Source organism: Paenibacillus paludis (assembly GCF_042610515.1).
GTDB lineage: Bacteria > Bacillota > Bacilli > Paenibacillales > Paenibacillaceae > Paenibacillus_AQ.
Genome location: NZ_JBGJZP010000006.1, coordinates 41,913 through 53,878, shown reverse-complemented (window position 1 = coordinate 53,878; position 11,966 = coordinate 41,913). Strand labels below are relative to the sequence as shown.

General features: G+C 50.2%; 10 protein-coding genes. 1 reads left to right on the top strand and 9 read right to left on the bottom strand.

Annotated features, from left to right (window positions below; genetic code table 11):
* Positions 1-134: 134 nt before the first annotated feature.
* The 3 genes from ACAN56_RS13145 to ACAN56_RS13135 form a co-directional block, all read right to left on the bottom strand.
* Positions 135-290: a hypothetical protein gene (locus ACAN56_RS13145; RefSeq protein ID WP_156130950.1), complete on the bottom strand. Its 156-nt coding sequence runs from the start codon at positions 288-290 to the stop codon at positions 135-137.
* A 182-nt stretch (positions 291-472) separates the two neighbouring features.
* A complete protein-coding gene (gene dtd, locus ACAN56_RS13140) occupies positions 473-916 on the bottom strand; it encodes a D-aminoacyl-tRNA deacylase (RefSeq protein ID WP_038595586.1) in 444 nt (147 codons plus the stop codon).
* A gap of 21 nt (positions 917-937) precedes the next feature.
* On the bottom strand, positions 938-3,118 hold the full coding sequence (locus ACAN56_RS13135) for a RelA/SpoT family protein (protein ID WP_038595588.1): 2,181 nt from the start codon (positions 3,116-3,118) through the stop codon (positions 938-940).
* Between the two features lie 341 nt (positions 3,119-3,459).
* Here ACAN56_RS13135 and uraA point away from each other — a divergent pair, with 341 nt between their 5' ends.
* Complete coding sequence (gene uraA / locus ACAN56_RS13130) at positions 3,460-4,770, top strand: uracil permease (protein WP_379143300.1); 1,311 nt, start codon at positions 3,460-3,462, stop codon at positions 4,768-4,770.
* Positions 4,771-5,050: 280 nt separating this feature from the next.
* Here uraA and ACAN56_RS13125 read toward each other — a convergent pair whose 3' ends face one another.
* The 6 genes from ACAN56_RS13125 to ACAN56_RS13100 all read right to left on the bottom strand — a co-directional run bounded on the left by ACAN56_RS13125 (position 5,051) and on the right by ACAN56_RS13100 (position 11,788).
* Positions 5,051-5,569, bottom strand: a complete 519-nt coding sequence (locus ACAN56_RS13125; RefSeq protein WP_038600521.1) for an adenine phosphoribosyltransferase — start codon at positions 5,567-5,569, stop codon at positions 5,051-5,053.
* A 93-nt stretch (positions 5,570-5,662) separates the two neighbouring features.
* On the bottom strand, positions 5,663-8,065 hold the full coding sequence (recJ, locus tag ACAN56_RS13120) for a single-stranded-DNA-specific exonuclease RecJ (RefSeq protein ID WP_379143298.1): 2,403 nt from the start codon (positions 8,063-8,065) through the stop codon (positions 5,663-5,665).
* A 29-nt stretch (positions 8,066-8,094) separates the two neighbouring features.
* Positions 8,095-9,057 carry a cation diffusion facilitator family transporter gene (locus ACAN56_RS13115; protein WP_038595593.1) on the bottom strand — a complete coding sequence of 321 codons (963 nt, stop codon included), beginning with the start codon at positions 9,055-9,057 and terminating at the stop codon, positions 8,095-8,097.
* A gap of 118 nt (positions 9,058-9,175) precedes the next feature.
* Positions 9,176-10,078, bottom strand: coding sequence for a protein translocase subunit SecF (secF, locus tag ACAN56_RS13110; RefSeq protein ID WP_052092263.1), 903 nt, complete (start codon positions 10,076-10,078; stop codon positions 9,176-9,178).
* Positions 10,068-11,321 carry a protein translocase subunit SecD gene (gene secD, locus ACAN56_RS13105; RefSeq protein WP_379143294.1) on the bottom strand — a complete coding sequence of 418 codons (1,254 nt, stop codon included), beginning with the start codon at positions 11,319-11,321 and terminating at the stop codon, positions 10,068-10,070. Before secD ends, secF begins: the two co-directional genes overlap by 11 nt.
* A 215-nt stretch (positions 11,322-11,536) precedes the next feature.
* Complete coding sequence (locus ACAN56_RS13100; RefSeq protein ID WP_038595596.1) at positions 11,537-11,788, bottom strand: post-transcriptional regulator; 252 nt, start codon at positions 11,786-11,788, stop codon at positions 11,537-11,539.
* Between the last annotated feature and the right edge of the window lie 178 nt (positions 11,789-11,966).

Sequence of the window (11,966 nt, the reverse complement as noted above, 5' to 3'; positions counted from 1 at the left end):
TCTGTTCTCGTCTTCTTATTACCCTTATTGCAGCGCTTTCTAACGAAGTGCAGCGGCTTACCTTTCTTTTCATCCCTTTACGCTATAAAAAGAGTTACGCCCAATATGCCAAAAACCGCAGCCTCCCAAGCATTTCAAGTGCGCGGCAGGAGGCTGCGGCTTCTTCCTTTCAACACGTCAGTCTCTTGTTGCTCCACGGTCCCTTTGGCCGCAGCAGCGGCTTCTGCAGAACTTCCGGCCGCATATGCCGGCAAGACGCTCCATACCCATGCTTTCTGTGATTGTCTCATGCTGGACTCCCTGCTCCTCGGCGAATTATGACTCTCCCTTAGTTTATCCAGCCCAGAACGCCTCTATCCGCAGGGAAAAAGCAAAGGATGCCGCATAGGGTCCTTGGAACGGAACCCCACGCGGCATCCTCGATGCACGTAAACATCTTAAATTAAGCCAAAGCGGCAATTAAATTTCACAGCTAACCCCGGCTGTCCAGAATCAGGGTGACCGGGCCCCAATTGGTCAGTGATACATCCATCATTGCGCCGAACACGCCTGTTTCCACCGTAAGTCCGCCATTTCTCAGCTCATGGTTGAAATAGTCGTAGAGCCGCTCTGCCTCAGCGGGTGCTGCGGCAGCCATAAAGTTGGGGCGCCGGCCTTTACGGCAATCTCCATACAGCGTAAACTGCGACACGGACAAGATTGCTCCGCCGGTCTCGGTGACGCTGAAGTTCATTTTGCCGGATTCATCTTCAAAAATGCGCAATCCGGCGATCTTGTCGGCCAAATATTTAGCATCCTTCTCCGTATCCTCATGAGTAACGCCGACAAGCAGCATCAGGCCTTGGCCTACAGCTCCAGTGACTGTCCCATCCACGGTAACTTTTGCTTCCTTGCAGCGCTGCACGACCACTCTCATTGGTGCGTTCCACTCCTTGCCTTATTGCATAATGCGGTTAACCGTATATACATCCTTGACCCGTTTCACCCGATCGACCACTGATTGCAAATGGTCTGTATTGCGGATAAGGATCGTCATATGAATCATCGCCATCTTGTTCTTGTCGGAGCGTCCGGTGACCGCAGAAATGTTAGTCTTGCTCTCTGACACCGCCTGCAGCACTTCATTGAGCAGGCCGTTGCGGTCATGGCCGGTAATCTCAATATCAACACTGTAGTTGGCTTCCATACTGCCTTCCCATTCCACTTCAATCACACGTGCCGACTCTTCTCCGTCACCATCGCCCGGAATGTTCGGACAATCCTCGCGGTGGACGGAAACGCCGCGTCCGCGCGTCACATAACCGATAATGTCATCGCCAGGGACCGGATTGCAACATCGTGCAAAACGGACCAGCAGATTATCAATTCCTTTTACACGCACTCCGTTGGTTGGCTGATTCCGTTTCTCTCCGCTGGACTTAATCTCCTTCATCTCAGAAGTAAGCTCCAGATGCCCCGCGGCCTCTTCCTGATCCTTGCGTAGCTTCTCCGTAAGCTTGGAGGCGATCTGCGCCGCGGTAATCCCCCCGAAACCGACTGCCGAGAGCATATCTTCCAAATCGCCAAAAGCGAATTTCTTCGATACTTCAGTCAGCTTATCTTCCGTAAGCCAATCCGATACTTCAACATTGAGGCGCTTCAGCTCGCGTTCGATCGCTTCACGGCCTTTTTCAACGTTCTCCTCGCGTTTCTCCTTCTTAAACCATTGCTTGATCTTGCTCCGTGCATGCGAAGATTGTGCGATCTTCAACCAGTCCCGGCTGGGACCATACGAATTCTTCGAGGTCAGGATCTCCACGATATCCCCGGTCTTCAGCTTGTGATCCAGCGGCACGATCCGCCCGTTCACCTTGGAGCCGATAGTCCGGTTACCTACCTCCGTATGGATACGGAAAGCAAAATCAAGCGGAACGGAACCTGCCGGCAGCTCCACAACCTCGCCCTTCGGGGTAAATACGAAGACAAGGTCGGAGAAAAAATCCATTTTGAGCGATTCCACAAACTCTTCCGCATCCTTGGCTTCATGCTGCAGTTCCAGGATTTCGCGGAAAAACGGCATCCGGTTCTCCGGATTGACGTTATTGCTGTTTCCTTCTTTATAAGCCCAGTGGGCGGCAATCCCGAACTCGGCGGTGCGGTGCATCTCCCAGGTACGAATCTGCACTTCCGTTGGCTCTCCGCCTGGACCCACTACCGTCGTATGCAGCGATTGGTACATGTTCGCTTTGGGCATGGCTATATAATCCTTGAAACGTCCGGGCATCGGCTTCCAAAGAGTATGAATAATCCCTAATGTGGCATAACAATCCTTAATGTTGTCGACGATAATGCGGATAGCGAGCAGATCATAGATTTCGTTAAACTGCTTGTTTTTGGTGCTCATTTTGTTATAGACACTGTAAATATGCTTGGGACGTCCCGACAGATCGCCTTCAATGCCCATTTCATCGAGTTTGGCACGAATGCGGCCGATTACGCTCTCAATGAACATTTCGCGTTCCGCCCGCTTTTTATGCACCAAATTGGCAATACGGTAGTATTGCTGCGGATTCAGGTAACGGAGAGCGATATCCTCCATTTCCCATTTAATCGCCGATATCCCCAAACGGTCTGCAATGGGACAGAAAATCTCCAGCGTTTCATAAGAAATGCGGCGCTGGCTTTCTTCTGACTGGTACTTCAGTGTCCGCATATTATGCAGACGATCCGCCAGCTTGATCACAATAACGCGGATATCCTGAGCCATAGCAATGAACATTTTGCGGTAATTCTCGTTCTGCTGCTCTTCCTTGGAACGGAAACGGATGCGTTCCAGCTTCGTCAGACCATCCACCAGCATGGCACAGGTATCGCCAAAATTCTCGCGGATCTGCTCCAGTGACACCGTTGTATCTTCTACGACATCATGCAGCAGCGCTGCAATAATGGATATGACATCCATCTGCATATTCACGACAATATCTGCGACCGCGAGCGGATGCAGAATGTATGGCTCCCCCGATTTCCGAACCTGCCCGTGATGAGCCTGATCGGCAAATTCATAAGCTTCCCGGATGCGGAGAAGATCTTTTTCTTTTATATAGGCGCTAGCCTTTTCAATTAATTGCTCTATGCCCATTCTCGTCGTATCCGTTTCCTTTCTATAAAGAAAAATTCCGTAATGGAGTTTATCTATTTAATGAATGAACCCGCAAGGTGTGTCCGGTTTGCAGGGTTATCAGCTATTCCAGGCTACACTACACGCAGTTTAAAGTTGTTTATAATTATGACGCTTACGATGGATTACGTCAACACTTGCCATAGTGTGGCATTCCTGCAGGCTTAGGCCTCAAAGAATGGGCAATTTCGTGGCATCTGTAAAATTGTTGTTGTAAAAAGTCGCCGTACTATTTAATCTAGTAAAAGCGGTTTTCCGCGACCTAACCTAAAACTACATAAAAGAAAGAGAAGTGAACTCCATTGCAACGCGAATTTCAAGTTAATGAGAAACTCCCTTGGGGCCCGGGATTTCTGCTAAGTCTTCAGCATTTATTCGCCATGTTTGGCAGCACGGTGCTTGTCCCCAACCTGTTTGGGGTAGACCCTGGCATGATCCTGTTGATGAACGGTATCGGCACATTGCTCTACATCCTGATTACCCGCGGCAAAATCCCGGCTTATCTTGGATCAAGCTTTGCCTTTATCTCACCGGTACTCAGCGTGCTTACCAAAAACGAGAGCGATCATATGCATGGATATTCGCTTGTACTGGGAGCGTTTATTGTTACCGGTATTATCTTTATTCTCGTCGCTTTAGTCGTCCGTTATGCCGGTACAGGCTGGATTGATGTGGTGTTCCCTCCGGCGGTTATGGGCGCAATCGTGGCGACCATCGGACTGGAGCTGGTGCCGGTTGCCGCACGTATGGCCGGACTGATCGCTCCTGAAGGTGTAAGTACTGCCGACTGGACACCGGACGGAAGCGCAATTACGCTGTCTATGGTAACGCTGGGTGTAACGGTTATTGGCGCAGTACTCTTCCGGGGCTTCCCCAAAATCATTCATATTCTGATCGGGATTGTTACCGGTTATGTGCTGGCCTATATTATGCACAAGGTTAACACGGGTGCCATTTCCGACGCACAGTTCCTCTCCCACCCGACGATCGTCACCCCATCCTTTGACTGGGATGTAATCTTCACCATTATTCCTGTATCCCTTGTCGTTATCGTTGAACACATCGGCCACTTGCTCGTAACCAGCAACATTGTCGGCAAAGATCTGGCGAAAGATCCTGGTCTTGACCGCTCGCTGATGGGGAACGGGATTTCCACCGTCCTCTCCGGATTCATGGGTTCTACTCCTAATACTACTTACGGCGAGAACATCGGTGTTATGGCCTTAACCAAAGTGTATTCGGTGTATGTGATCGGCGGAGCAGCTGTCATTGCCATTCTGCTCTCGTTCTCCGGCACCTTCTCTTCTATCATTGCCAATATCCCCGCACCGGTAATGGGCGGAGTCTCTCTCTTGCTGTTTGGGGTTATCGCGGCTTCCGGTTTGCGGATCTTTGTAGAGCAGAAGGTCGACTTCTCAAAAGCAACCAATATGATTCTGGCTACCTTGGTGCTTGTTGTCGGCATCAGCGGCATCTCCCTGAACATGGGCAAAGTGGAGCTTAAAGGAATGGCGCTGGCTACGATTGTTGGTATGGTTCTGTCTCTGCTCTTCAAGCTGTTCGAGGTTCTTGGCTGGTCAAACGAGCAGGAAAAAGAGAAATCCGCCCATTAGACCCCGAATACTTATATATGAAGAAAACGGATGCTCATCTCCTTCAGGATGGCATCCGTTTATAGTAAATATACAGATTGATTTAAGCTGTCCCCATTTGGGCGAGGACGTAGCTACGGTGAATATTTGGCCTTCCGGCCGCTGTTGTCGTAAGAATTTCTTGATTGTACCCGCTATATGCGGTGGAAAACGAATCAATTATATTAATAAAAGCGGACCGCTGTCTTCATTCGACAGCGGTCCGCTTTTTATTTCCCGGGAAAAGTTATCCCGTTTGAAATTAGTCCTCGTAAGTCATCAGGGATATCACTTCAATATCCGAAAGTTTGTTGCGGCCGGCAAGCTCTACCAGTTCGATGAGGAAAGCAGCGCCGACAACTTTGCCGCCGAGCTGTTCCACCAGACTAACTGATGTGGCAATGGTACCGCCGGTAGCCAGCAAGTCATCAGCGATCAGCACCTTTTGTCCCGGCTTGATGGCATCAGTATGTACGGCCAGTTTATCCTTGCCGTATTCCAGATCATAACCCACTTCAATGGTTTCGTAAGGAAGTTTCCCACTCTTGCGAATCGGTACAAATCCGACCCCCAGCGCGTAAGCCAGCGGTGCGCCGACTACAAAACCGCGTGCCTCAGGACCGGCAATTACGTCAATCTGCAGATGTGACACAAGCGCTTTAAGCTCATCAATCGCCTGGCGGTATTTGTCGCCGTCTTTAAGCAATGTAGTAATATCTTTAAAGCTGATTCCCACTTGCGGAAAATCCGGAATCACACGAATACTGTCTTTTAAATCCAACATGATCATCTCCTAAAGGTTGTGAGCAGTTCCCTCACTGAATTCTCTTCAAACACACTTTCTTCGGAAGCAAAGCCTCCGATCCATTCCGCCCTAGGATGCTCCTAAACGGCGGGACAGCATCCATTCCTGCAGCTCGCTGAGGCTGCCTTCCATGAAATATTGCTCCATTTCCGCAGTCTCACCCAGTCTGACAAAATTCCGTGAGGCCGTAAGACTCTTCGCCGCAGGCTGGGTAACAAAGGTAATGGTCCCGTTGCTGCGCTTGATAAATTCAAGTTCCTCAAACACCTCAAGCATCTTGCCCAGCATGCGCACACTAAGTGAAGACTGGCGGCTAAGCCGCAGCAGCACCTCATGCTCCGGTGTCGCCGCAGCAGCAATCGAAGCCAGCAATTTATATAACGACTTGAAATGATCACGTGTCGGTATTTGCAGCCGGTCACGGCCGTCCCGAATGGAGTGCAGCAATGCGATATTCTCAGCTTGTGGAAAAGCAGCAAGCACCGCATCCAGCTGCTCTGGTGTATCCGGCATGTCCAGCAGGCAAAGCAGGGAAACCTTGCCTTCACCAGTTTCGGCTTGTCCTTGATTCAGCACGGAGATCCCAGCATTCTCATCATATACCCAAAGCGTCATGCCTTTCAATTGATTCAGCGGCGTCATGCGGCTGTTGTGAAACACAGCTGCAGCGCTGAAGGAAGTTCCGCTGCTGTATTGCAGCAGCAGCTCTTTGAGGGTGGCCGCCTGCTTCACTGCATCAGCAGTCCCGCGCAAATCCAGCAGCTGCGCATTCGGGACTGCCAAATCCTGCAGCATCAGCTGAGGTTTGCGCGAGCCGTTCCATTCATTCACCGAAAGCTCCGCCAGGACATCAACCATAGTGCCTCCTGGCAGCAATTGGGCTAACGCACCTTTGCCGAAGGCTACCGCCTCAATCGTATGCTTGCCTTGCTGCAAGACCAGCTTGAGATGTTTGCCATCCTGACCCATCTTGCGGGTCTCCTTCACCGCAGCTCCGCGAACAATAAACTTGGGCAGCGGATTGGCCATCCCGAAGGGAGCCAGTCTGTCCAAATCCAGTGCGGCCTGCAGCGTTAAATCAGAGATCGCCGTTTCACCGTCCGCAGCGGTCACAGGCATGAAATGTTCCGGCTGCAGAACGGAGGCTGCAAACTCATTAAGCGCAGCCGCGAAGGCTTCCAGCTTATCACGATGCAGGCTCATCCCTGCTGCAGCTGGATGGCCTCCGAAATGATCCATCAGCCCGGCGCAGGAAGAAAGCGCCGCATAAATATCCAAACCGGGAATCGAGCGGGCAGAACCTTTGCACATCCCGGTTTCGGGGTGAACATCCAGTATAATCACCGGACGGTAATACCTCTCCAGCAGCTTAGAGGCCACAATACCCACCACGCCGACATTCCAGCCTTGATCAGCAAGAACAATAATGTCCGGCAGTGTTCCCTCTGCGGTCTGCTGTTCAAATTTAGCGGTGGCTTCCGTGACGATTCTTTCCACGACCAGCTGACGCTCTTTGTTAAGCAGATCCAGTTCTCCGGCAAGCTGTTCAGCTTCCCCGGAATTTGTGGTCGTGAGCAAGGCCACAGCACGGCCTGCGTGATCCAGCCGGCCGCTGGCATTAATGCGCGGCGCCATGCCAAAGGCAATATTTACAGCGCTTACTGTACTCATCGTTACACCACTGACATCAAGCAAGGCCCGGATCCCCGGAAAAGGTGAATGCCGCATACTAGAGAGTCCTCTGCGCACTAGACTGCGGTTCTCACCGAGCAGCGGCATGAGATCAGCAACTGTACCAATGGCAGCGATCTCGCTCCATTCCTCCGGTACCTCATCCCCAAGCATGGCTTCGGCCAACTTGTAGGCAACCCCTACACCCGCCAAACCCTTGAAAGGATAAGGACAGTCAGGAAGCTTGGGATTAATCAGTGCAAAGGCCTCCGGCAGCAGTTCAGGCGGCTCGTGATGATCCGTTACGATCACATCGATTCCAAGCTCTGTAGCATAAGCAATCTGATGATAAGCGCTAATTCCGGTATCTACGGTAATGACCAGCGACACTCCCTGCTGTACCGCCCAGTCCAGCGCATGATTGTGCAGCCCATAGCCTTCATTTGAACGATGGGGAATATAAATGTCAAAGGATGCCCCCAGATAACGCAGCAGGTAGATCATCAGTGCGGTGCTGGACACTCCATCCGCATCATAATCACCGTACACGAGAATATGTTCTTCTTCTTGTAATGCTTTTTTGATCCGTGGAACCGCTTCGGCCATTCCCTTCAACAGGAACGGATCATGTCTATCCTCCGCGCCTCCATCCATGAATTGCAAAGCATCAGCAGCCGTCCCCAAACCTCTGGTTACCAGCAGTGATGAAAGGAGCGGAGAAATAGAAAGGCTCCGGGCCAATTCCTCTACTGCAATGGGATCGGCTGCCGGAGAATGCCATCTTGTTTTTGAATGAAGCAAATGAGTTCACCTTTCTCTCACCCTGCGAACTACTGGAGCAGCGTGGGACTATCGTTGTCCACGAGCTCATAGTTGCTTTTGTAAGGATAACCCGGATCATAAGGCACAACATCCATATGAACCTCGCCCACATGGACAAAACGGTGCTGCAGCAGCTTCCTGGCGCATTCCGAAATATCCTGGGCTTCCGTCACGGTAATCCGCGGGTTAACGCTGATTTTAACTTGGAGGTTCACGTAACGCCCCTGCTCAAGTGCTTTTAAATACTCTACACGAATAACACCATGCACCCGTTCCACGGTTTCAATAAAGCTGGCCGTCTCCGCGGAAGGAAGTTCCTGATCCCTCTGGGCCAATACAGAAGTCGTAATCAGCGAATACCCTTTGCGGATAATTAGTGCGCTGGTTAGAAGAGCGGCAATCGGGTCCATATACAGCAGCGGATTCCAGTTGAGATATCCTCCAGCAAACGACCCGGCAATCCCGACGAATACGGTAATTGAAGTATATAGACTGAAGCGGTGGTTATCCGCGTATGCGGCATGGCTGCCATCGCCAATTTTCTTAAAATAACGATATTGATATTGAAAGATAGCCTCTTTAAATGCGATGGAGATCAGGACGGTGACAATCGCCGCCTCTCCAGTGGGTGATAAATGTCCCCGGGTTAAATCGCGAATTGCCGAGAAGGCAATTTGCAGCCCGCCCATTAGAATAAGAACTGAAAAAAGGATCGCGACAATCGGTTCCTTATTACGTTGCCCTTTCTGGGTACGCTCTGTTTCTTTATTCTTCTTAACCAGTTCTGAGCGCCACGGAAGAATATCCGCCAGCTTGGCTGCAGCGTCTGCTCCGGAATATAAAGCATCACCCAGCAAGGCTTTGCTGCCGGAGAAATAGCCAACACTTCCTTTAGCCAAAGCTAATGCAACATCGCTGACGATTCCGGTCCAGGCAACCGTCTCACTTTGCGGTGATTGTTTGTCATTCATAACGAGGCCCTCCTTGCCGGGTAGCGAGTAATCTCATGATGATTGAAGTTTGCTCATTCCACTCCAAAGATTCGAAAAGCCGCGTCGCCTTTGACGCGGCTTTTCGGGACAGGAAATTTTAAGCTTTGGCCGGATTGTTCTTCACTGGAGTCTTCTGGCGCTTCTTCAGCAGCAGCCAGAGCGGACTCGCGATAAAGATCGAGGAATAGGCTCCGAAGAGCAAACCGATAACCATCGCAAGTGAGAACATTTTGATGGACTCTCCGCCAAGGATAAGCAGGAAGAATGCAGCAATAAATACCGTAAACGCTGTGTAGAGGGAACGCATCAGGGTTTGGCTCACACTTTTGTTCACCAGCCCCTTAAGGTCCTCATACGTCTTCTGCTTGCCGAAGCGCAAATTCTCGCGAATCCGGTCAAAGATAACGATGGTATCATTGATGGAATAACCGATAATGGTCAGTACCGCGACAATGAAGGTCAAATCCACCTCAAGGCGGAAAATCGAGAAGATCGCAACAACCATAAACGCATCATGTGCCAACGCTACAATCGCAGCCAGGGCAAAACGCCATTCAAAGCGGATACTTACATAAATGATAATCCCCAGACAGGAAATCAGCACAGAATAGATCGCATTACGCGCCAGCTCTTTGGCCATTTCTGTATCCACCGTGTTAATCTCGAAGGAAGCTTTATCATCAATCTTGCTAATTGCAGCCTGCAGCTGCTCGCTCTGTTCCTCTTTAAGAACCTCATCATAACGGATATTCACCCGTTTCTCACCAATGGTGATGCTTGGTTCATGGGAGAGGCCCAGACCGCTGAGCGCAGGATTAAGTTCTTCCTGTGTAATCGTCTTGGACAGCGCCACGTCAACATTGGAGCCGGCCTTGAAATCAACGCTGTAATTCAGTCCAAGAAAGCCCAGGAACACTAAGCCGAGTATCGTAAGGACAATGGAAAAGATATAGAAAAACTTACTCAAATGTACAAAATCAAGTTCTTTCTTAAAGCGCACGGATGTCACTCTCCTTTACCCCAAATTGCTTCGGCTTTTTCAGAACGCCGGCTTTGACCAGTGTACTGAGCAGCCAGTGGGCAAAATAGAGGTTCGTTACGATACTGAGCACAATTTCCACAATCAGTATCAGAGCAAAGCCTTTAACCGCACCCGTACCAAATGCGAACATAACGGCCGCTACGATAATAGTTGTCACATTGGCGTCCATAACGGTCCGGAAAGAGGTTTTATTCCCCGCTTTGACGGAAGACAATATACTCTTCCCGCTGCGCATTTCTTCTCTTATCCGTTCGTTGGTAATGATATTGGCGTCAACCGCCATCCCTATACCGAGAATGAACGCAGCAATACCGGGAAGTGTCAAAGTAAAGTCGGCAACGACAAATACCAGAATCAGCAGCCATGTGTGCAGGATGAGCGCGAAGCTGGCCAGCACGCCTGGCAAGCGGTACATGCCGATCATAAAGATCAAGATAATCAGGGAACCCACAAGTCCCGCTCTGATCGTTTGATCAAGGGATTGTTTACCCAAGGTAGCGCCTACGCTTTGCGAATATTTCTCTGTCAGCTTCAGCGGCAGGGCACCGAGGTTAATCGTATCGGCCAGTTCACGTGCCTGTTCTATAGTGTAACCTCCGGAAATCGAAGCTTTCCCATCCGTAAGTACTGCTCTTACCGTTGGCGGAGCAGATAACAAATTTTCGTCAAGATAAATAGCAAGTTCTTTACCTAGCAGGCGCTTGGTAATTTCCGCAAATTTATCCTTATCCTTTACCGTAATGCCGATCTCAGGCTGATTCAAGTTGTTGCGTTGAACCTCGGCAGCATTCTCAACAAAGTCACTGCCCACGAGTTCTATCTTGCTGTAAACCCCTGGAGCATCGCCTTCTGCAGCACTGCGGAAGGTCAGAACCGCAGGTTCTTTCATCTTCTTGCGCACCTCGGCCTCGTCGGTAACGCCCGCAATTTTCAGACGGATGCGGTCAGTTCCCTCAGTGGTTACTTCAGGTTCGCTTGTTCCAAGCGCATTGGCACGTTTCTCCAGACTTTCCGCTGTTTTCTGCAGCGAGGCACGGGTTAGTTCTCCTCCTGTTTCCATGGGCTCCGCGTGATACAAAATCTCGAAGCCGCCCTTCAGGTCAAGCCCCAGTCGAACCTTGTCCAATAGTCCGGGAGTACTAAATGCCATGACGCCTGTTAAAACGAGCACGGTAATGATAAAGCTCAAAAGTCTCTTCATGCTCTTGCTAGTTCCCCTTTCATTACTCAATATTCCTATTATAGCTACGTGCGAAATCACCGTCAATTCGTGGAGGAACGACGGTGTTATACTCACACAAAGAAACGGCCGGCTCTGCCCAAGGCAAGCCATCCGTTTGATAGGAAAAGCAAAATTGGTCTTCTCTTACTTTACTGCTTCCTATAGCCATTTGCAAAAGAAAATCGTTCCTTGTATCAGTTTAATCCCCGATAAGCGGCAATCGTTAAATAATTCATATAACTAGTGGCCTTCAAGGAATAGATATCGTTCACAAGCTTGTGCAGGGGAGGGTTGCCCTCCTTGGCATAGTTGCGGCTGATGCAATCCCAGATATCCTTGCCTGTTACATACTCATAGCCGAGGAGTCGGAATTCCTCCGCTTTGCTGCGGCACATGGCTTCGATATCTTCACCAAGCTCATCATCACTCCACTCTATCGATTCCACGTGTTGACACCTCCAAAGTTCGCTCGCTTTCGCATGTTACTTTTTAGTATTCGACCAGTCTCCCCCGCTTTCCTTCTTCCGGGTTAAAACTTGTCATTTCCAAAGCTTGTCATGGAGTAGACAGGGTACCGCATATCAATATACAAGCCTACATCCACAAGCTTACCTTTTGGACAGA